12 protein-coding genes are annotated in these 21639 nt (G+C 62.4%); 1 reads left to right on the plus strand and 11 read right to left on the minus strand.

What is annotated here, in order from left to right:
• Nucleotides 1–22: 22 nt before the first annotated feature.
• The 7 genes from ACW9UO_RS03685 to ACW9UO_RS03715 all read right to left on the minus strand — a co-directional run bounded on the left by ACW9UO_RS03685 (nt 23) and on the right by ACW9UO_RS03715 (nt 8627).
• Entirely contained in the window at nt 23–742 is a 720-nt protein-coding gene (locus ACW9UO_RS03685; protein ID WP_457087634.1) for an alanyl-tRNA editing protein, read from the minus strand.
• Nucleotides 739–3267: a DUF3772 domain-containing protein gene (locus tag ACW9UO_RS03690; RefSeq protein WP_457087635.1), complete on the minus strand. Its 2529-nt coding sequence runs from the start codon at nt 3265–3267 to the stop codon at nt 739–741. The genes ACW9UO_RS03685 and ACW9UO_RS03690 overlap by 4 nt, the downstream gene beginning before the upstream one ends.
• Nucleotides 3267–4301 (minus strand): cysteine synthase A, encoded by a 1035-nt coding sequence (locus ACW9UO_RS03695; RefSeq protein ID WP_457087636.1) that lies wholly within the window; start codon nt 4299–4301, stop codon nt 3267–3269. The genes ACW9UO_RS03690 and ACW9UO_RS03695 overlap by 1 nt, the downstream gene beginning before the upstream one ends.
• A 54-nt stretch (nt 4302–4355) precedes the next feature.
• A complete protein-coding gene (locus tag ACW9UO_RS03700; RefSeq protein WP_457087637.1) occupies nt 4356–5501 on the minus strand; it encodes an NUDIX domain-containing protein in 1146 nt (381 codons plus the stop codon).
• Nucleotides 5502–5504: 3 nt separating this feature from the next.
• Nucleotides 5505–5945, minus strand: coding sequence for a TrgA family protein (locus tag ACW9UO_RS03705; protein WP_457087638.1), 441 nt, complete (start codon nt 5943–5945; stop codon nt 5505–5507).
• On the minus strand, nt 5945–7156 hold the full coding sequence (locus tag ACW9UO_RS03710) for a class I SAM-dependent methyltransferase (RefSeq protein ID WP_457087639.1): 1212 nt from the start codon (nt 7154–7156) through the stop codon (nt 5945–5947). The genes ACW9UO_RS03705 and ACW9UO_RS03710 overlap by 1 nt, the downstream gene beginning before the upstream one ends.
• A gap of 64 nt (nt 7157–7220) precedes the next feature.
• Nucleotides 7221–8627 (minus strand): cryptochrome/photolyase family protein, encoded by a 1407-nt coding sequence (locus ACW9UO_RS03715; protein WP_457087640.1) that lies wholly within the window; start codon nt 8625–8627, stop codon nt 7221–7223.
• 129 nt (nt 8628–8756) lie between these two features.
• On the opposite strand from ACW9UO_RS03715, the gene ACW9UO_RS03720 reads away from it, so the two are divergent.
• Nucleotides 8757–9362, plus strand: a complete 606-nt coding sequence (locus tag ACW9UO_RS03720; RefSeq protein ID WP_457087641.1) for a nucleotidyltransferase family protein — start codon at nt 8757–8759, stop codon at nt 9360–9362.
• Between the two features lie 39 nt (nt 9363–9401).
• On the opposite strand, the gene ACW9UO_RS03725 is transcribed toward ACW9UO_RS03720, so the two are convergent.
• The 4 genes from ACW9UO_RS03725 to goxA form a co-directional block, all read right to left on the minus strand.
• The gene (locus tag ACW9UO_RS03725) at nt 9402–14801 is read right to left on the minus strand and encodes a Hint domain-containing protein (protein WP_457087642.1); all 5400 of its coding nucleotides are present in this window, start codon (nt 14799–14801) and stop codon (nt 9402–9404) included.
• Between the two features lie 497 nt (nt 14802–15298).
• Nucleotides 15299–17329 (minus strand): Hint domain-containing protein, encoded by a 2031-nt coding sequence (locus ACW9UO_RS03730; RefSeq protein WP_457087643.1) that lies wholly within the window; start codon nt 17327–17329, stop codon nt 15299–15301.
• A 920-nt stretch (nt 17330–18249) separates the two neighbouring features.
• Nucleotides 18250–19332 (minus strand): glycine oxidase maturase GoxB, encoded by a 1083-nt coding sequence (gene goxB / locus ACW9UO_RS03735; RefSeq protein ID WP_457087644.1) that lies wholly within the window; start codon nt 19330–19332, stop codon nt 18250–18252.
• A gap of 51 nt (nt 19333–19383) precedes the next feature.
• Nucleotides 19384–21420, minus strand: a complete 2037-nt coding sequence (goxA, locus tag ACW9UO_RS03740) for a CTQ-dependent glycine oxidase GoxA (protein ID WP_457087645.1) — start codon at nt 21418–21420, stop codon at nt 19384–19386.
• Between the last annotated feature and the right edge of the window lie 219 nt (nt 21421–21639).

A 21639-nucleotide genomic window follows, 5' to 3' on the forward strand; every position in this document is an offset into this window, starting at 1 on the left:
GGCGGCCGCCGCAGGCCAAGCTTTAGCTGCCCAGAAGCACGCTCATCCGCCGGTTCTGCCGGCCCTTTTTCTCGATCTTGCCCAGACGGATCGCGCCGATCTCGCCGGTGCGCGCCACATGGGTGCCGCCGCAGGGCTGGAGGTCGACCTGGTCGCCACCCTGCCCGATCCGCACCAGACGCACCTTGCCCTGCCCGCGTGGCGGCTTGACCGACATCGTCTTGACCAGCTCGGGCGTCGCATCCAGCACCGCGTCGGTGACCCAGGTTTCCGACACCGGCAAATCCCGCTCGACCAGCAATTGCAGCGCCTCTTCGATGACGTCCCGGTCGGCCGGGGCCTCGGGCATGTCGAAATCCAGCCGCCCCTTGTCCGAGGTGATCGACCCGCCCGTCACCGGCAAAGGCACCACCACCGACAACAGATGCAGCGCGGTGTGCACCCGCATGTGCCGGTGCCGCCGCTCCCAATCGAGGTGCTGCACCAGATGCGTGCCGATATCGGGCAGCGCCATCGGCTCGGCGGGCACAAGCACCACGTCAGCGCCGTTGCCCTTGACGGTGGTGGCAATCGGCATCTCGATCCCGTCCCAGACCAGCAGGCCGCTGTCGCCGGGCTGACCGCCGCCGGTGGGGTAAAACACCGTCCGGTCAAGCACGATGCCGCCCTCGGGCGTGTGGCCTGTCACCTGGGCCGTGGCATCGCGCAGATAGGGATCTTCGCGAAACAAGAGATGGGTCATCGGCTGCTGTCTCCGTCAGATCCGCCGTCGGAACTGCTGATGCCATCGCCCGGCGAAGGCTCGCGCTGGACCGTTGTGGTGGGTCTTTGCGGCACCTCGGCGTTTGGCATCTCGGCGGTCGGTGCCTCTTTGGCGGGCTGAGGCTCGGGCGGGCGCAGCGCCTCGGGATTGCGCAGCCAGATGTCGCGTTGGGCATAGGGGATTTCGATGTTTTCCGCGAGGAACGCCTCGACAATCTGGTGGCGCATTTCGGTGCGCACCGGATTGCCCTGGCCGATGTCCACAAGAACGGCACGGATCTGGAAATCCAGCGAATCCGCGCCAAAGCCGATGAAATCGACCGCAGGTTCGGGGTTCATCAGCACCTGATCGTGGTGCCGCGCGATGTTGAGCAGGATTTTCTGCACCTTGCGCGTGTCGTTGCCATAGGCGACGCCGACCGGGATAACGATCCGGCCAATGGTGCTGCCTCGGGTGTAGTTCGACACCCGGCCCGACACGAAATCGGCGTTCGGAATGATCACATCAAAGCGGTCAAACGTCTCGACCCGCGTGGAGCGGACCGAGATCCGCCGAACGGTGCCGTGAATGCCGCCCACCTCGATCCAGTCTCCCTCGGCAATCGGGCGCTCTATCAGCAGGATAATGCCGGACACAAAGTTCGACACGATGTTTTGAAGCCCGAAACCAATGCCGACAGACAGCGCACCAGCGACGATGGCCAGCGACGACAGGTCAAGCCCCGCCGAGGTGATCGCCACCAGCGCGGCGATAAAAATCCCGACATAGCCGATGCCCGAAACGATGGCATTTTGCCCGCCGGTGTCGATGTTGGTTTTCGGCAGAATCGAGTTGCGCAACGCCCCCTGAAGCAGCCGCGTGCCCATGTAGCCCACGACAAACACCACCAGCAGCACAAAGAAATCCGACGGCGAAATGCGGCTGTCCCCGACGGCAAAGCCTTCGCCAACGCGGGTCCAAAGCTCGGTCAGGTCAGCGACCCGCGCGCCCCAGATCAACGCAAGGAACGGCAGCGCGCCAAGCGCCAGCACAAAGCCGATCAGCACGGTGATCAAACTGTCGGCCTCATCATCGCCCTGCCGCATCAGATAGCGGTAAAGATCGTTGGTAAACCGTTGCAACACCACGATCAGGCCAAGCAGGCCCAGGGTCGCAATCGTCGGATACATCAGCCGGGCGCCAGCAGTGCCATAGCCAGAGGCCGACAGAACCGGTGCCACGATCGACACCAGAATGACGATCCGGCCCAGAAACGCCACCACACGGGCGCGCACCAGACGCTCGGTCGTGGTGGTGGTGTCAAAGCGGACATGATGCACCAGCAGCTGCCCCAGACGGAACAGGATCAGCGCCATCAGCAGCATCAACGGGAATTCGACAACCGACAGTGTGGTGTCCGAGAAATTCTCGATGTCGGCGAATTGCACGGTGGTGTCGCGCAGCACCAACAAAAAGGCGAGCGAGGTGGCATAGGTCCGGGCTTCGCGGCGCTGAGGTTTGTCCATTGGCAACATGCGGTCGCCGTCGTGCTGCGAAAACAGCCGGTCAGCCAGCCAGCGCAGACCAAGAATCCACAGACCCCAGATCGGCAGTTTGTCCAGCAGCAGCGTGAGCCGTGGGCCGGGAATGCCGCTGGCAAAGGCGGCTTCGGTCAGGGCAAACAGCCCGACCAGCGGCAAGGCGATCTGGCCAACGGACACCAGAAAGCTGAACACCGCGCCGCCCCGTGTGGAGTTATGGCGCAGCCAGCTCCCCGCCTTGCGCGCCCAATAGCGACCGCGCAGCAGCAGCACAAACCCCACCAGCGCCAGCAACAGAACCACCGGCAGATTGGCCTGCATCTCGACCTTGCCGATTTGAGAGGTCACAGACTTCGAGATCTCATTATAGCCGGCACGCCAAGCGCCGGTGATTTCGTTGATCGCAATCGCCCAGTTGTCGGGGAGAACAGGCACAGGGCCCAACGCGAACAACGCCTCGGTTTGGCGGGCGCGGATCAAGGCATCGATTTCGCTGATGATCCCGTCGGCGCGGTTATACGCCGCCTCGGCGGCCATCACCGGTGCGCGCAGCTGTGTGAGCTGGCCGTTCAGTTCAGACCGGCGTGTTGCTGTCTCCTCGGGTTCGCTCTCGCCTTCGGCTGGGGCAGCGCCAAGCGCATCAAGCTGCGATTGCAGCGTGCGAATACGCGACTGGTTGATGTCTTGCGCGGCCAGGAACCGCGCGCGCCATTCGGCAACTTCACTGCGCAGGGTCTCAAACGCGCTGTCAGCGGCCCGCGCTGTTTCAAGCGCGTCTTCGGCCCGTTTCGCGACCTGCGCCCATTCGTTGTAATCGGGAAGGTCCTGCGGGGTCAGCACCTGAGGGGCGGCCCCCGCAGCCACATCGGCAGAGCCTTGCGACAGCGTCAGCGGCGCGTCCTGCGCAGAGGCCACGCCAGCAGGGGCGGCAATTGCCGCAAAAATCGCCAGCAACAGCGCTGGCAGCACAGATGAAATACGCATTAGACGTCCTCGAACACACCGGGAATGGAGGCCGGCGCGCGCGCCAGCCAATCGGGCGACGGCAGGCCCTTGGACTTGAGAAAGTCAACGTTGAACAGCTTGGACTGATAGCGGGTGCCATAGTCGCACAGCACCGTGACGATGGTATGCCCCGGCCCCAGTTCGCGCGCCAGACGGACCGCGCCCGCCACGTTGATGCCTGACGAGCCGCCAAGGCACAGCCCCTCATCCTTTAGCAGATCAAACACAACCGGCAGCGCCTCGGAGTCGGGGATGTTATAGCTGAAATCCGGGGTGAAGCCTTCGAGGTTGGCGGTGATCCGCCCCTGCCCGATGCCTTCGGTGATCGACTCGCCTTCGGACTTATGCTCGCCCTTGGTGTAGAAGTTGTGCAGCGTCGCGCCATCGGGATCGGCCAGCGCGATTTTCACGCCCCTGGGCTGAAGCGCCATGCCAACACCGGCCAGCGTGCCGCCAGACCCGACCGCACAGACAAAGCCATCAACCTTGCCGCCGGTCTGTTCCCAGATCTCGGGGCCGGTGGTTTCGATATGCGCTTGCCGGTTGGCCACATTGTCAAACTGGTTGGCCCAGATCACACCCTCGTTGGTATTGCGTGCCATTTCCTCGGCCAAACGACCGGAATAGCGCACATAGTTGTTGGGATTGCGATACGGCGCTGCGGGCACCTGAACCAACTCGGCCCCGGCCAGTCGGATCATATCCTTCTTTTCCTGGCTTTGGGTCTCGGGGATCACGATAACGGTGCGAAAGCCCATCGAGGCCCCCACAAGCGCCAGCCCGATGCCGGTGTTGCCCGCCGTGCCCTCAACAATGGTGCCGCCGGGCCTCAACAAGCCCTTTTCCACCGCATCCTTGATGATGAACAGCGCGGCGCGGTCCTTGACCGACTGGCCGGGGTTCATGAATTCCGCCTTGCCCAGAATGGTGCAGCCGGTTTCCTCACTGGCTTTTCTCAGCTTGATCAGCGGTGTGTTGCCAACGGCGTCGGCCAAATCGGATGCAATGCGCATAGGGCGGCTCTCCTTAGAAATCTCGTCGTTGTGTATGCGGGGCGCGGTACGAACTCAAGTGCGTGCAGGAACGCCGTTGCGGCGCAATTCCTCACGATGGCGTGCAAGCCAAAGCAGCATGAGCGTCAACGGCCCGGCGTTCACCTCGCCACTGTCGACCAGTTCCATCGCGTGGTTGAACGAGATGACATGGCTGCGGATGTCTTCGCTTTCCTGCGCCAGCCCGGCCAAGCCGCCGGTTTCGCCGCCAAGATCGCACAGCCCGAGGTAGCAGTGGAAAAACTCGCTGGAATACCCCGGCGAGGCATAAATCCGCGTCATCAGCCGCAAATCGCCCAGCTCAAGCCCCGCCTCCTCGACCGCCTCGCGCCGGGCGCAATCAGCCGGGGCTTCGCCTGCGTCCACCAGCCCGGCAATCGGCTCAAGCACAAAGGGCACCGGATCATGGCGCCAGATCGGGCCAAACCGCAGCTGCTCCACCAGCATCACCTGGTCGTTCACCGGGTCATACGGCAGCACCAGCGCGGCATCAAACGCCTGAAAGGCTTCGCGCGAAATCGTCTCGCTTTGGGTGCCGTCATACCGGCGATAGCTAAGATCAAAGGCGCGCATGCGGAAAAACCCGTCATAGCCGGGCCGCAGCGCCTCAATCGTGAAATCATCGCCGCTTGGCGCACGGCGCAGCGTGGTCGGGGCCGCCTCTTGCGCCAGACATTGCGCCCAGCCCCGCGCACGGATCCACGGAAACAGCCGGTCAATCTCTTCGCGGCTTGAGGTGCCAAACCGCTCCATCACTTCGCGCGCGGCGGCCAAAGTCAGTTCGCCGTAGCGGTCGGCCCAGTCTTGCAAGTGCCACGCCGCGCCCGGGGTCCAGCGCCCCGGATCGGGCAGGAAAACATAGGCCTCACGGGTCTCACCCGCCGCCGTGACAATCTGTTGCGGCGCAAGCGCATAGCCAAAGCCGCCTTCGTAGTGATCCAGCCGCGCGAGGTCTTCCTCGCCAAGATCGGCCACAAACAGCCCCGCAGCGCGCCCATCCGGCTGCGCCAAGATCATCGGAAAGATCGCATCCTTAACCCAATACGCCGCCCAGCCCGGCAGCTCTGCGGCCTCTAGCCCCAGATCGTCAGCCGTCCGCCCCAACACGCGCTCGAGCAGCGGCATATGGCACAGGGTGCCGTAGAAAAACAGATCCGCCATCGCTCAGTGCCAGCGCAGCGAGGCGAAATAGGTCATCACGCCGGCCAGAAAACCGCCGACAACCAAAGTCACCACGACCTCAACGCTAAACACCTCGGCACCGTAATCGACCGCGATCTGAAACACGGCGGCGACCGCCTCGAGCGGGCCATCGTAGCGGTGGCGCATTGCCAGCCCGATCATCTTATTGATCGACTGCGCAAACAGCGCGATGAAGGTCATCACCGCCGACCCTGTCAGCCCGAAACTGATCGCGTCGGCCATGCGGGTGTTGGCCAACTTGCCGACATAAAACCAGCCGGTGAGAAAGCCAAACACCATGTTGAGCGGCAGAAAAATTCCGAAGTCGGTGCTGGGCGGCATCTGGTCCATCACCATTTTCGAGGTGATAAACGCCAAAACAGACAGGATGATGGCGGCAACGAGCTTCGGAATTGTGGGCATCAGGCGGCGGGCCTCTTAAGCGTTATCTGTGTTACGTCGCAGTTACCGCTGTGAAAGGTCGCCGCGCAAGAGGTCAGATAAAAGTTCCACATCCGGCGGAACCTGTCATCAAAGCCCAATTGCGCCACGTCGTCCCAGCGTCCGTTGAAGGTATCATACCAACGGCGCAGCGTCTGACTGTAGCTTTCGCCAAACTCGACCGAGCGCAAAACCCCAAGGCCCGACCGCTCGATTTCCGCCACCAGCGCCTTGCGCGAGGGCAACATGCCGCCGGGAAAGATGTACTTCTGGATGAAATCAACGCCCTTGCGATACACCTCCCAGCGTTTGTCCTGCACGGTGATGATTTGCAGCGTCGCGGTCTTGCCCGGACGCAGCCGTTCGCGCAGGGAGTTGAAGTACACCGGCCAGTATTTTTCGCCCACGGCCTCAAACATCTCGATGCTGGCAACCCCGTCGTAGGTGCCTGTTTCGTCGCGATAATCCTGAAGTTTGAAGTCCACCAGATCGCTTAGACCGGCGCGGGCAATCCTGTCCTGCGCGTAACTGAACTGCTCTTGGCTGATGGTCAGCCCGGTCACCTTCAGCCCGCGTTCGCGCGCGGCATATTCGGCAAAACCACCCCAGCCACAGCCGATCTCAAGCACATGATCGCCGGGTTGCACCCCCATTTCATCGATCATCAGCGCGTATTTTGCGGTTTGCGCGGCCTCAAGGCTTTCCTGCCCGGTTTCAAACAGCGCCGACGAATACGTCATCGTCTCATCAAGCCACAGACCGTAGAAATCATTCCCCAGATCGTAGTGATACGAGATATTCTTGCGCGCCTGCGCCCGCGAATTGCCGTTCAGCCAAAAGCGCAGCCGCTCATACGCGCGCACCAAGGACATGCCGGGAAATCCGTCAAACAGCGCATCATTGTCGGCATGTACAAGGTCAAGAAACGCCATCAAATCAGGGGTGTCCCACCATTGATCAAGGTAGGCATCACAGAAGCCCAGATCGCCTTCGCGGATCAGCCGGGCAAAAACATCCGGGTTGTGGATGATCAACTCGGCCACCGGGCCGGGCGCATGGCCCTCGGCGCGAAAACGGCGCCCATCCGGCAACACGAAATCCAGCCGCCCATGTTTCATCCCGCACGCCACCGCAAAGACCCGCGCAAAATATCTTGGCAGGTTGCCCTGCCCCTCTAGTGACGTCTTTACCATTGTCACATCTTTCCTGACTTATGAATAGTTTAGGCAGTCCCGGCAGTCTCTGGCAAGCGTCGCCTCAGAAACCGCGGCTCTCATAGGCGTCAAGCGCGCGTTTGCGCCCGACATCCAGCGCCACCACCGGCTGCGGATAGGCATCATCGGGCGACATGTTCCAGCGCTTGGGGATCGCGTCGAAATAGGCCAGCGCGGTGTCGGGCGGGGTGTCCTGCCCCTCGGCAATCCAGCGGCGAAGGTAAGTGCCGTCGGGGTCGAACTTCTTGGCCTGCGTCTCGGGGTTGAACACCCGGAAGTACGGCGAAGCATCCGGCCCCGACCCCGCAACCCATTGCCATCCCATGGCATTTGACGCCGGGTCCCAGTCGGTCAGGCAATCCTCAAACCAGCGCAGCCCCACCTTCCAATGGGTCAACAGATGTTTCGTGAGATAAGACGCCACGATCATCCGCACCCGGTTGTGCATCCGCCCCGTCACATACATCTCGCGCAGACCGGCATCGACAAAGGGAATGCCGGTGCGCGCCTGTTTCCATGCCTTGATCTCTTTCGCGCTCTCGTCATCGTTCCACGCGAAGCCGTCCCAATCCTCGCGCCAGTTGCCCGTCAGCAGGCGCGGCATGTTCACCATCAGATGATAGGCAAACTCGCGCCAGCCGAGTTCGCGCAGAAAGGCTTCGGCCCCCTGCGCGCCGTCCTCGCGCGCCCGCAGGCCCGCGTGCCAGCATTGATGCGGGCTGATTTCGCCGTAAGTGAGGTATTCCGACAGGCCCGAGGTGCCGTCCACGCCCGGCAGATCGCGCCGGTCGTGATACTGCGCAACGCTGTTGTCGATGAACTGCGCCAAGCGCGCCTGCGCCGCCTGTTCGCCGGGCGTGACATGCGCCCGCACCACGTCTGCACCGCGTTGCATCGCCGCGCCCATTTCCCAGGCCGCAAGCCTCTCGCTCTCGGGCCAATTGTCCGGCGCGGGGATCGCCTCCGGAGCCTTGCGCGGCGCTTCAACATCGCGGGTTTTGACCGTCTTCCAATAGGGCGAAAACACCTTGTACGGCCCGCCGGATTTGGTCTCGACCGAGGTCGGTTCAAACAGGACATGGCCGCCAAAGCTCTGGGCGTCGATCCCGGCGTCGCGAAAGCGCTGCTTGATCTTGCTGTCGCGCGCGATGCTGTCGGGGTCATAGCCGCGCGACCAGTAAATCCGTTTGGCACCCGTGGCTTGCACCAGTTCCGCCAGCACCTCCGCCGGGTTGCCCGAGCGCAGGATCATCCGGCTGCCTTTGGCCTCAAGGTCCTCGCAAAGCGCCTGCAACGACAGCCCTAGCCGCCATTTCGGCGCAGCCCCAAGCCGCGCAACGGAACCATCACGGATAAAGACCGGCACCACCGGTCCGTCTTTGCAAGCGGCTGTCAAAGCGGCGTGATCAGAGAGCCGAAGATCGCGCCGGAACCAGATAAGTGTCGTCACAATATACCTCTTTTACCAGATAATACGCAGCGCGCCCCGCACCGGATCAAAAGTTTTTCGCAGCGTCTTGGGCTGTTCTCCCCGCGGTGCGCGCATTAGGCTGGGGGCTGTGAAACATGAGGTTTGCCGATGCACTGCGCCCTGATCCTGCCTGCTGCGGGCCTGTCGAGCCGGATGCGCGGCGGGGATAAGCTGCTCGAAATGGTGGGGGGCGTGCCCTGCATCCGTGCAATGGCGCTGCGCGGGCTTGCGGCGGGCCTTAGCGTTATTGTGCCCCTGCCCTCAGACAGCCATCCGCGCGCGCTGGCGCTGGCCGAAACGCCGGTGCTGCGTTTGCCGGTGCCGGATGCGGGTGATGGCATGGCGCACTCCCTGCGCCGCGGCATCGCCGCCCTGCCCGACAGTATCGACGCCGCCCTGATCCTGCCGCCCGATATGCCGGATATTCAGACTGAGGATCTGCGCAGGCTGATCGGTGCCGCCAAAGCCGCGCCCGAGGCACTGATCGTGCAGGCCACAACCAAAGACGGCACCCCCGGCCACCCGATCCTGTTTCGCCGGGCGGTGTTCACGGAGTTCGCCGCCCTGACCGGCGACACCGGTGCGCGCGACATCCTGCGCGCCCATGCCGGGGCGCGCAAATTGGTGCCGCTGCCGGGCCAACGCGCGCGGCTTGATCTTGATACGCCAGAGGATTGGGCGGCCTGGCGAGCAGGACAGGCCGCCCAAATGTGAAGCCCCGGCCCGAATGGCCCGGCTTCGACAGTGTACCCATCAACTCATTAACAAAACCTGTGCTTGATGGGCCTTAAGCGTCGCACGCGCGGAAGGATAGACCTCATGGAGGTTTTCTCGCGCACAGAGTTCTGGAAACAACGTCAGCAGCTCATCGCGCTGGTCGCCATCAAGCGCGGCCATCGTCATATCGCCGGGCTGAAAGCTTTCCGACCAGACGCCATCGCTCAGCACGACTTCGTGCTGGTCAAACAGGATGTGGATATAGGTCACGCCACCCTCGGGCCCGGCCTCTTCGATCCCGTCAAGACAGGTCAGATGGGTCGCCGCCACCAGCACCTCTTCTTCGCCAAACCACATCTGTGTCGCGGCATTGCCGATCAGCACCCGGTGCTGCGGCGACACGGCCATATCGCGTTCGGGCATACCGCCGCCAAGCGCGCCCGCCGCGATTTTGATCGGGCAAAGCTGCGGACGATTGGCGAGGTCTGCGCCCGAAAGCGCACGGGTGCCGATCCAGCGGATCACCTGATAGCCGTTGTCGCGGGTGAGCACACGGTCGCCAACGCAAAGCCGTTCAACACGCACTTCGCCACCTAATGTTTTGATTGAAGTTCCCGGCGTAAAGCATGGGATATATTCTACATTTTCGATGTCCGTGAACGTAAGCGTATCGCCGTTGAGCCACGACACAGTGCCGTCTTCGCCGTTCAGCGGATCATAGGTGATGACCGCCGGACCGACGATTTGCAGCGTATCGTTGTCATCGCCACCCGAACCGCCATCGATGGTATCGTTGCGTCCGCCGACAATCGTATCCGCGTCGTCGCCGCCACGGATAGAGTCCGCACCAGAGCCACCGATGAGGCTATCTGCCCCGGCGCCGCCGTCGATCTCCAGACCGCTGGCATCGGCGCTCGCGTCAACAGTATCGGCCCCTGCGCCAAGCTCCAGCGCTTCGATCTCGGTAAAGGTTGCGCTGCCGGTGCCGACCGTGGCGGTGCCCGCCTCATTGCCGGTAAATGTCACATCCGCGCCCAGCGGATCGGTCAGGGCCAGCGTATCGAAATCAACGCCGCCCGCGCCGCCATCAATAACGTCGCTGCCCTCATTCGCGCCAAGCTCGAACCGGTCTTGATCGTCGCCACCGCTCAGATCATCATCGCCCGCGCCGCCAATCAACGTGTCTGCGCCGATGCCGCCATCCAGCGTGTCATTGTCTGCGCCACCGTCGAGCAAATCATCGGCTTCACCGCCGCTGATCACGTCGTTGCCCGCACCGCCCGAAACCGTATCCGCGCCGTCCTGACCGGCCAGTGTATCGGTCCCGTCGCCGCCGAGGATCGAATCCGCGCCCGCGCCGCCAAGGATCGAGTCGTCGCCCGTGCCGCCATCCAGCGTGTCGTCGCCAAATCCGCCGTCAATGTCGTCATTGCCCGCACCGGCTTCGACGCTGTCGTTGCCCGCACCGGCCTGAATGATGTCGTCCTGCGGTGCTTCGCCCGGCAGGGTCGCATCGCCGCCGTCAACAACGTCGGTGTCCTCGTCGATCCAAGTGCCGGCAACGATGGTGTCATCGCCCGCCGTACCGGTCAGAATGCCGTCGCTCGGGATGCCCGCCGCCACCAGCCAGGCCGGATCGCTGGCCGTGGCAGGCGCGATTCCCAGCAGGGTCAGCGTTTCGCCGCCCGGGAAGGTCAGCACCGCGTTGCCCGCGCCATCATCGCTGACAATCACGTCATGAACATTGACCGGCGTGGTGCCCGCGTCCGAGGTCAGCGCCGTCACGTCAAGCTGATCGCCGCCGGAATAGGTGCCATCGCCATTGGCCGTGGGGCTGTCAAAGCCGCCAACCGTGTCGCTGCCAGAGCCATCGGCCAGCACAAGCGTATCGGTGCCCGCGCCCAGCGTGATATTCTCGATTTCAGTGAAAACCGTGGTGTGGGTGCCGTCGTTGACGCTGCCGCTTTCGCTGTCGAGCGCGGTCAGATCAACTCGCAGATCCCCAGTCACGCCTGAGAGATCAAGCGTATCCCCCAAAACCTCGCCGTTTGTGCCGCCGTCGATGGTGCTGTTGCCGGTGGTGTCGGTCAGCTGGAAGCTGTCGTCGCCTTCGCCACCGGACAGGCTGTCGTCGCCGCCGTCGGCCACCAGCGTATCGTTGCCCGCCCCGCCATCGATGGTGTCATTGCCAGCGCCGCCGGACAGGCTGTCATTCTCGGTGCCGCCGTCGATCACATCGTTGCCGTCGCCACCGGTGATGGTGTCAGAGCCGCTGCCGCCCGCGATCACATCCGCACCCGCGCCGCCATCGATCAGGTCATTGTCGGCGCCGCCGTCGATGGTGTCATCGCCCTGCCCGCCGTCGATTGTATCGTCGCCCGCGTAGCCCAAGATGGTGTCGTTCAGCCCATCGGTGCCATCGGTCTGATCGCCTTCGCTGTCGACATAGGTGGTGCCCATCGCGTCGCCCGCGGCGGTGCCATCAACGATCAGGTTCGAGGGAATGCCAATCGCCACGAGGAAGGCATGGTCCGACGCGGTGACCGGATCGATGCCCACAAGCGTGATGCTTTCGCCGCCCGGAAAGGTCAGCAGCGCGTTGCCACTGCCATCATTCGTCACCACAACATCGCGCACCGTGACCGGCGTGACGCCGCCATCGGAGGTCATGCCGCTGACATTGAGCATATCGTTGCCGGTCAGCGAGCCATCGCCATTCACCGTCGGCCCGGCAAAGCCTTGCACGATGTCCGCCCCGCCGAAATCGGCCAGCGTGATCGTGTCATTGCCGCCGCCGAGGATGATATTCTCGATGTCGGTGAAAGTGGCGGTGTCAGTGCCGTCGCTAAAGCTGCCGTTTTCGGGGTTCACATCGGTCAGATCGATGCTCAGCCCGGTGGTGGTGGCCGAGAGATCAAGCGTATCGCCAAGGGTTTCGTCCGAGGCGTCGCCATCGATGGTGTCATTGCCGAAATTGTCTTCGATTACAAAGAGGTCGTCGTTGAACCCGCCCCAGATGCTATCGTCGCCGGTGCCGCCATGCAGCACGTCTTCGCCAAAGCTGCCGCGCACAAAATCGTTGCCCGCGCCGCCATACAGCGTGTCATCGCCGATGTTGCCATAAACGGTGTCATTGTGATCGCCGCCGTAGAGCACATCGTTGTCGCCGCCGCCATCAAGCGTGTCCGACCCCGCGCCGCCGTGCAGTGTATCCGCGCCCTCATCACCGTAAAGCGAGTCATTGCCGGTGCCGCCGTCGATGCTGTCATCTCCGATGCCGCCATACAGCGTATCGCTGCCAAAGCCGCCGTCGAGGGTATCGGCCCCTGCGTCGCCTTGGATCAGGTCGTTGTCGGCCTCGCCGTACAGCACGTCATCGCCTGCGCCGCCGTCGATGGTATCGCCACCATCGCCGCCATAAACCGTATCGTCGCCCGCGCCCGCAAGCACGCTGTCGGCGCCGCCGTAGGCTTCGATCAGGTCGCCATCGGTGCCGGTCTGGTTGTCGCCGGCATCGACCAGGTCGCCCTCGGGATCGCCAAGATAGCCGCCGTCGATTGTGTCCGCGCCTGCGGTGCCTTCAACGATGTAATCGGGGGCCGGGATGCCGATGGATTCGAGCTGCGCCGGGGTCGACACCTGTGCCGGCGAGACTCCCAAAAGGGTAAGGGTTTCGCCGCCGGGAAAGATCAGGATCGCGTCGCCGCTGCCGTCGCCGTTGGTGTCGCTGACTGTCACGTCAAACACATTGACCTGCGCGCCAAGCGCATCGGTCATGCCGATCACATCAACCTGATCCGCGGTCGAGCCATCGCCCGTTGCCGTCATATCAAAGCCATTGACCGCATCCGCGCCCGAGCCATTGCCAAGCCGCACCGTATCGCGGCCCCCGCCGAGCGTGATGTTCTCGATCTCGGAGAAGGTGGTGGTGTCGGTGCCCGAGGATACGCTGCCCGCCTCGGGGTCTGCGCCGCTCAGATCAACGATGGTGTCGGCGGTCAGCCCCGACAGGTCGAGCGTGTCGCCGTTGTTTTCCTGATTTTCGCCGCCAAGGATGGTGTCATTGCCAAAGCCATCCGAGAGCTGAAAGGTATCGTCGCGCCCGCCGCCCACAAGGCTGTCGTCGCCGGTGCCGCCATCCAGAGTGTCCGCCCCGGCTTCGCCAAGGATCGTGTCATTGCCCGCGCCACCCAGCAGCGAATCCGCGCCATTGTCGCCTTCGATGTAATCGTCGCCCGCGCCGCCATCGACGGTATCGTCGCCAGCGCCCGCAAACACCGTATCGTTGCCAAGGCCCGACAGAACCACGTCATCGCCGCCGCCCGCCTCGACACTGTCGGCGTGGGACGCATCGGAATGATCGGCGTTGTCGATCATGTCGCCTTCGGGATCACCCGTATAGGTGGCGTCAATCACATCGGCGCCGTTGGTGCCTTCGACGATGAAGTTCGGCGGATTGTTGGTGGTGGTGATGGTGGCAAAGCCGGTCGCAGGCGCGCCCTCATTATCGACGGTGGAATAGGTAAAGGTATTGGTGCCCAGATCGCCATCGGTCAGGATCGACACGGTGCCATCGGGGTTAAGCGTGACCTGCTCGCCGGTGTTGAGGATCACCGTATCACCGGGAACAACGGCTTCGTTGTTGATATGGGTGATGGTCAGGTCGCGGTCTTCGGTGTTGGTGTCATTGGCCAGAAGGTCATGCACCTGCGTGGTGTTGGGCCCCTGCGCCAGGCTGTCATTGACCGCGATAGACTGGGTCTGGACCGAATTGCCCATGATCAGCAGGTTGGAGTCATAGATCCCATCGCCGCCGTCACCGATGCCGATGCGGATGTCGTTGATCTCACCGGCATTGACCGGCACCGTGATCGACAGCACCACAGTCGAGCCGTCCATCTCGGTGTTATAGGTGTCATCGGCGGCGGCGTTGTCGAGGTAAAGGTTGGGGTTGGTTGTTGGGTTGATGGTGTCGATCGCCACGGCTACGGCGGGCCCGTTGCCGGTTTCAAGCGGCGCGTAAACCCCGTTGACCCAAATCCCCACCGCATCGTTGACGCTGCTCGAGACGTATTCAAGGTATTCCTCGGACGAGAACACCAGCTGCATGGTGAGCGTGTCGCCGTCGGGCACAAAGCTGGCCTCAAGAAAGGCACCGTCAAAGGTATCCTGCCCCGACACCGCGTTCAGATCGGCATCGCCGTCGATGCCGCCCGCATTGTCGGTGCCGGTGTTGCCGGCGGTGTTGGTGTCGGTGGTGCCCGAAGAGTTGGTGATGTCCCCGGCCTGACCGGTCGACAGGATCACGCCGGTGTCTGAGGGGCTGAGTTCGCCCAATGTCGCCTGGCCGCCGGTATAAACCCCAGACGCCGCCGCATCGCCGGAATAGGTGGCGGAAACGACGGTCACGCCTTCGCCGAACATGGCGTCGGCCATGTCCAGTGCGGTTGCGCTGGTATTGATGTTCAGTTCGGTTGCAATAGGCACGGCTCACCCCACAGAAATGCCGGGTCTGTACGTGCCCGGCTTACTTTGTCCGTTATTTTATAAAAATTCTATTGGTTCTAATTTGGGAACAATCTGGGCAATCTGGTTCATTGCCGTGCGCGGCGCGCGGCCTTGCGCCGGGGGCAGTATCGTCACGCTTTGGGGGAAAACCGCAGGGCTGGCCCGGAAATATTTCGCATATATTCCATGCCATTACGCATAGGTCTGCGAGCAGATCCTATCCCAAAGGCAGGCAGATCCGTTCAAAGCGGTTTAAAAGTTGAGACAAAATTGCGGCACTTTGGGCCACATTTGGGGGTGCAGAGTCAAATCGGGGCCGGCGAACCGGCCCCGATCTTGAATCGTTCACGACAAGATTTGTCGCGAACAGCTGCATATTCTGTATCCGGCGCGCTTGGCGCGCCGGTGCCTGCCTGTCGGCGCGTTTACCGCACCAGCAACTTGGCTTCGTGCTTCTTCAGCGAACGGCGTGCTGCGGAGTAATCCTGAAGGCCCTCGGCTGTTTCCAGCTCGGGGAACAATTCAAAGATTTCCGACCGCGGCTTGTCGCCCATGCTGGACATGGTCTGATCGCCGGGCTGGAAGCTTTCGGTCCAGACGCCATTCGACAGAACCACTTCGTGCTGGTCGAACATGAAGTGGATATAGGTCACACCCAAGGTGCCCACTTCATCAATGCCGTCGAGATCGGTCAGATGCTTGGCCGCCGCGAGAACTTCGCGCTCTTCGAAGAACAGCTGCGCCTTCTCACCGCTCATCAGAATGCGGTGCTGCGGGCTGACCAGAATGTCCTGCTCGGGCAGGTTCGGGCCAAGGCTGCCGGCCTGGATCAGGATCGGACGCAGATGCGGCGCACGCGCCAGCTTGTGTCCGGTCAGCTCGGTGGTGCCGATCCAGCGGATTTCCTGCAGGCCATTGTCACGGGTGATCACCCGGTCGCCTTCGCGCAGATCCTCGATCAGACGCTCGCCGGTCGGAGTGGCGATTGTCGTGCCGGGGGTGAAGCAGGGAATGACGTTCTCGATGTCTTCGAACGTCGATGTGCCTGTCAGCGCGCCGGTGTCATCGAAGTATTCGACAAAGCCGTCTTCCTGATCTGCCGATGTATAGGTCACCGACAATGTGCCGCCCGCCGGAGCAGAGCCGCGCAGATCGAGCGTGTCATAGTCATTGGGAAGACCATCCGCGCCATCGCCTGCCGGACCGTCGCCGCCATCGATGCTGTCGCCAACGTCGGAGCCGATGATCATGTCACGGCCATCGCCGCCATCAATCGTGTCGGGCCCTGCGCCACCAACAATCGTGTCTTCGCCGTCGCCGCCCATAAGCAGGTCAGCGCCTTCGCCGCCGTCGATGTCGTCATCGTCGATGCCGCCGTCGATGACATCGTCACCTTCGCCGCCAAGCAGCGTATCGTCGTCATCGCCACCAAAGATGGTGTCGTTGCCGGATTCACCATCGACAAAGTCACGGTCATTGTCCGGAACCGGATCGGTCGCGTCGGGCTCGTTGCTGTACAGCATGCCGCTGGTGGCCGCGCTGGCGTCGATGTAATCGTCGCCGTCATAGCCAAGAATGGTGTCCGAGCCATGGCCGCCAAGGATGCTGTCGTTGCCGGTCCAGCCGTCGATATAGTCATCATCGATGCCGCCATCGATGGTGTCATCGCCTTCGCCACCGTCGATATAGTCCGCATCGTCACCGGTCGAAATCAGGTCGTTACCCGCACCGCCATAGACTTCGTCCATGCCATCGGTGGTGTTGGGGTCGGATGTGATCGAGCCGATCGGCAGGTTGGGATCGTCACCAACATAGTCCGAGAAGGTATCGAAACCGGCAATGATCGTGTCGTTGCCGTCGCCACCGTCGATGGTGTCGGCACCCTGGATATCAACGATGCTGTCATCGCCGGCGCCGCCAAAGACTTCGTCGTTGTCGATGCCAGGTTTGATGACGTCGTTGCCGTCGCCACCGTCGATGGTGTCGCGGTCATCGCCGGTCGAGATGGTGTCGTCGCCGAGGCCACCTTCTACGTAATCACGGTCATCGTTGGGGTTGTCGTCAACCGGAACGCCCGGGAACGTCACGGCATCAATGGCTTCGTCATTGGCATCCGAGTGGATCTCGTCGTCGCCTTCGCCACCAGTGATCGTGTCGCTGCCATCGCCGCTTTTCAGCGTGTCGTGGCCTGCGCCGCCATCGACATTGTCATCGCCGTCACCGGCAAGAACCGAGTCGTCGCCTTCATAGGCTTCGATAATGTCGTCTTCTGAATCGGCGGGATCGTCGGAGAAGATATTGTCGCTGTTGTCGACCATATCGCCGTCGGGATCGCCGGTATAGCTAACGTCAATGGTATCATCACCGGACGTGCCTTCGACGATACCGTCGAGTTCATCCACAGGAGTGACGGGGCCGCCGTTTTGTTCGGTTGGTGTGTTTGTTTTAGTCGGCATGTTACGAACGCCTCCCCTGGCTTTGATTGTTACAATTAAATTTAATCAGCATCGTCGTGTGTCGGGCGCCAAAAACGTCCGATCCAGCTGGCGGATCATAATCATCCATCGTTTGTCTCGTGTCAGGCATCTCGACCCTCTCATCCTCAGGTTCGGCCGGTACACCACGCAAACAAGTTGCCAGGCGCACGCACCGCTACTTCAAAGTCATACGCTTTGGTGGATTGGACAGGAGCATCCTGCGGGCAATTCTTACCCGGCAGCGGGCAGTGAAGCGTTTGCACACTTCGCCATTCGCATCCCATCCGTCATCCGACGTACAACGGTTCAGCGGCCGCCCCCGTGGCCAACAGACTTCACCCCCCAGTGGGCTTACCAAAGTAATATGGGCTGCTTTGCCTTAAACAAAGTAGAAATTGTTCTGAACTGTGACGCCGAGAAGGTCTAAAATGGCCCCTAGGCGGCGGCATGTGATGGCTTAATCAACCTCAAATTGTAGCGATCAAAAGCATAGACCCGGCTATACCAATTTGAATTACATGCACTTTTTCTGTTCGGCCCGATCCGCATTGGGGGTGGCCTGATCTTAATGCTTTCTTAATAATTCAACCTAACAGATGACGGCAACTTTTGGCCATCGCGTCATTTTCCGGGCAAGGGCTGTTTGCCAGACAGAACCAATGGCCAGCGGTTGGTTCTATTGATCACAACCAAGAGACGTGCGCTCGCGCTCTGGTCGAATCGTACTGGCGTTTTAGGGGGTTAGCGGATGCGTCGTGCGGCCAGTCTGCGGCCAGTCTGCGGCTCTGTGCGACGCACATGGGCGGAGGTTTCATGATACCGGCGCTGGCGCGGATCGCGTGACATGCCGCTGGCAGCATCCCATCAGACCCGCCAATTAGCACCCCCGCACGAGAGGCTCAACCCTCGGTCCTTGCGGCTCTGCGCTGCCAGAACGGCGCTGAGGCGAACCGGCTTTCATGGCCATAAAACCCCGCGCGCGCGGCAAGAAAATCCGCAACCCCTTGGGCCACGGCATCGCAATAGGCCCGCGCCGGTTCCGGGTCGTCCCTCCGCAGGGCAAACGCCGCCTTTGCAGCCTGTGCCCCGGTCCAAAGCGCCGTCGTCATGCCATGCGAGGACAGCGGATCAAACGCCGCCGCCGCATCGCCCACCGCCAGCCAGTTCGAGCCTGCGCAGGGGGCCAGCCATGTGGTGGCCGCGCTGGCCAGCTTGGGCGCAGTGGCAATCTGGAACTGGGCTTCGTTGATCCAGCGCCGGATATGTTGGGTCTGCGCCAGCAGCGCATGAAACACGCCCACGTCCCGGCTGGCCCCCTCGGGCACCAGATCGGCGTCGGTGTAAAAGTTAAGGACCAAGCGACCATCCGCCAGATACGCCGCGTACCACCAGCCCAGCGCGGTGGTTTCCAGCAGGGTGGCGGGCGTGGGGGCGACATCAGAGGCCGGCGATTGCGCGACAAAGGCATAGAGCGCCACCAGTTGGTCGGCGCGGAACCGGCGGCTTTCGTTGCGCGCCAGCGCGGCGTGGCGGCCCGTCGCGTCAATCACAATCGCAGCCTCAGACAGGCCAGCGGTGTGGGTCAGGTGCCACGGGCCCTCGGACTGCGTACACCCCGTGACATGCGTGTCCACATGATTTGAAACCGCCTGCGCACGCGCAAACATCTCGGCCTCAAAGGCCAGCCGATCCAGCACCAGCCCCGGCCCCTCGAGGTGCACCACCGAACTGCGTTCATGCAGCCGGTCAGTGCCCCAGGCCGAGAACACCGAATTGGCAGGCCGGTGCCGCGCAGAGCGCAGCACATCCGCGACGCCCAGACTGTCGAGCACGGTATGCGCGGCGGGCGACAGGCTTTCGCCCGGCTTATCCGCCTGCCCCGGCGGCGCGGCCAGCCACAGCGGCCGCACCCCAAGCTGCGCCAGCCCAAGGCAAGCCGCCGCCCCGGCCAACCCGCCGCCAATGATTGCAATCTCGCTCAACCGAAAGCCCTGCCGCCGGTCAAACGCGCGGCGTGACAGCGGCGCATACGGTTAATTCGGCACCACCCCATCCTCGGGCCGCCAATTAAACCGCATTTCCTCGTCCGACCGCCCCACCTCGACAAACAGCTCATTCGGGATGCCCTCTGGCCTGCCCTCATCCACCGGACCGGGGCGCTTGACGACAAAGCCCATCCGCTCCCACAGGGTGATCATATTGGTGATGCCGTCCCAATAGCTCGCGTTGGCGTGATAGCCAATCCCCGCCACCCCGCGCGACCAGGCCAGGCGGTTGTCAAAGAACATCTTGCGATCCTCGGGCGACATCGTTGTGTCCATGACAACGCGGTAATACTCCTCGGGCAGCACGTCGATTGGCAGGAGCGCAGGCCACCATGTGGCGGTGGGGAAATTGTCCTGCATCAGCACGTATTGGCAGCTGAAGGCATCACATTGCCACGGCAACCCCATCCAGCGGGTGAGATCACCCGGCCCCTGCGGGCCGAGCGGCGCAGGCGCGCCATTGCCGCCCGCAAACGCCTTCTCGGGGGTCAGCAAACGGCCCACGTTCTGCGCGATCCGGTTGCGGGTGCCATGGGCAATACGGAAAGGCTCGGCTGTTGCATCAATGTTGCGGGCGTACATCTCTTTGAGGCGCAGATAATAGGTCAGCTCGACGCCGGGATGAAACGCCCCGCCCGAACACGGCTCAAGCGCGGCTTCACTCAAGGCGGCGGGTTGCGCGGCCAGCGGGATGTCTTCGAGCGAGGTGATCGCATCAAGCTCTGAATCCTCGAAATCATCGACGAAATCCCCCGCGGCCCAAGCGCCCAGCATCTTGTATTGCAGGATCGGAAAGCGGAACCATTGCAGCGGCGAGCCGTCGAAATTGACGCCATCGCCCATCATATACGGGATCTTCATCCGCTCTTCTTTGAACGCATTCGGCCCGTCGTTGAACGGATCGCGAAACAGCGCAAAGATTTCGCGGCGGAACTCGGCGTTGTCGGGGCCAGGGTCGCGCAAGCGGTCCATCGTCGCCGGATCGGCGAAATCAACCCCCATCCAACCGACGCGCAGCCGCGCCGCATTGGTGATCCATTCCATCAGCGCCACGCGCCGGAACGTCGGATAGATGTCACGACGATAGCTTACGGGGCCGCGCGGCGCCGGTGTCCACCCCTCCTGTACATTGAGATCGGCGATCAGGTCTTGCAGCGTTGAAATCGGCGGGATTTCCGGGGCAAAGTTGGGGCCGACGCAGGCAACCCACGATGGTTCAGCCTCAAGCACACGGCCATCCGCCAGCGTCACCTGCGCATTCACCGGCCCGTCGCACCAATCGTCGTGCCAGCCGTCATTGTCGGCAAAACTGGTGATCGCGGCGTTGGTCGGAGAGTTCGACACCCCGTTTGGCGGCACCACCAAAAGCCGCCCGGAGGCGTCAGTCCAGAGCCGGCCCAGCACCACATCCTCGGTGCCCCAGAACTTGCCCTCAAAGCGGTATTCGTCGCGGTCCTGTTCGTAATTCACCCCGCGTCCGCTGATCGAAATGCGGGTGCCGTCAATCACCAGCATCTCTTCGCGGGTGTCATCATTGGTGAAATACTGGTTGCGCAGCTTACCGGGCAATCCAGGGGCCAGTTCGCCATTGTCGAGCGGGTTGTTAAAGCCGTACCAGGCGGCCTTGGCGTTTGCCAAATGGGCGGACCATTCGATTTTGCCCTGCCCCTCTGTTACCTCGCCAATCACCCGATCCTCTCTGTCAAAGGCATAGATGCGAAACCGCTGAACCTGTTTCTTGATCGCGCGCCGACCGTCTTTGTACCCGTCGCCCGCCTCGGGTGGCAGGCCCGGTACCTCGGGCGCGTAGTACCATTTGTCACTGCCGCCAACGCGGCTGATCCCGATGGCGGGATAGATCCGGACCCGCGCGATGGACGCACCCTCCGGGGCCATTTCGGTGGGCGCATATTGCGCAATCGCCGCCTTTGGCAACAATGGCATCCCCGCAACCAAGGCAGCAGAGGCGGAACGAGCCAGAAAATCGCGGCGGCTTTTTGATTGGGGGGTGTCATCAGACTGCATGGGTCGGCTTCCTTTTGAGGCGCAATGCCTCAAGATTGCAACCTGTGGGTGCATTAGGCAAACAAAAATGCCTGTGGAGTGTGACATCACACTGAGCTGCGGAGCGTCTTCAAAGCCCAGCTAAGTCCCACCGCCACGTTCATCCTCAGACAACCCAAGGGCACGACGGGTGGATTGCGTGTGGCAACGCACTCTCGTGTCGCGGCGGTGTCTGTGGCG

The sequence above is a fragment of the Marinovum sedimenti genome (assembly GCF_054052205.1).

Excerpts from the sequence above, each read along its gene's own strand:
- ACW9UO_RS03685 (WP_457087634.1), bottom strand. The coding sequence starts at position 742 with ATGACCCATCTCTTGTTTCGCGAAGATCCCTATCTGCGCGATGCCACG.
- ACW9UO_RS03690 (WP_457087635.1), bottom strand. The coding sequence starts at position 3,267 with ATGCGTATTTCATCTGTGCTGCCAGCGCTGTTGCTGGCGATTTTTGCG.
- ACW9UO_RS03695 (WP_457087636.1), bottom strand. The coding sequence starts at position 4,301 with ATGCGCATTGCATCCGATTTGGCCGACGCCGTTGGCAACACACCGCTG.
- ACW9UO_RS03700 (WP_457087637.1), bottom strand. The coding sequence starts at position 5,501 with ATGGCGGATCTGTTTTTCTACGGCACCCTGTGCCATATGCCGCTGCTC.
- ACW9UO_RS03705 (WP_457087638.1), bottom strand. The coding sequence starts at position 5,945 with ATGCCCACAATTCCGAAGCTCGTTGCCGCCATCATCCTGTCTGTTTTG.
- ACW9UO_RS03710 (WP_457087639.1), bottom strand. The coding sequence starts at position 7,156 with ATGGTAAAGACGTCACTAGAGGGGCAGGGCAACCTGCCAAGATATTTT.
- ACW9UO_RS03720 (WP_457087641.1), top strand. The coding sequence starts at position 8,757 with ATGCACTGCGCCCTGATCCTGCCTGCTGCGGGCCTGTCGAGCCGGATG.
- ACW9UO_RS03725 (WP_457087642.1), bottom strand. The coding sequence starts at position 14,801 with ATGGCCGACGCCATGTTCGGCGAAGGCGTGACCGTCGTTTCCGCCACC.
- ACW9UO_RS03730 (WP_457087643.1), bottom strand. The coding sequence starts at position 17,329 with ATGCCGACTAAAACAAACACACCAACCGAACAAAACGGCGGCCCCGTC.
- goxA (WP_457087645.1), bottom strand. The coding sequence starts at position 21,420 with ATGCAGTCTGATGACACCCCCCAATCAAAAAGCCGCCGCGATTTTCTG.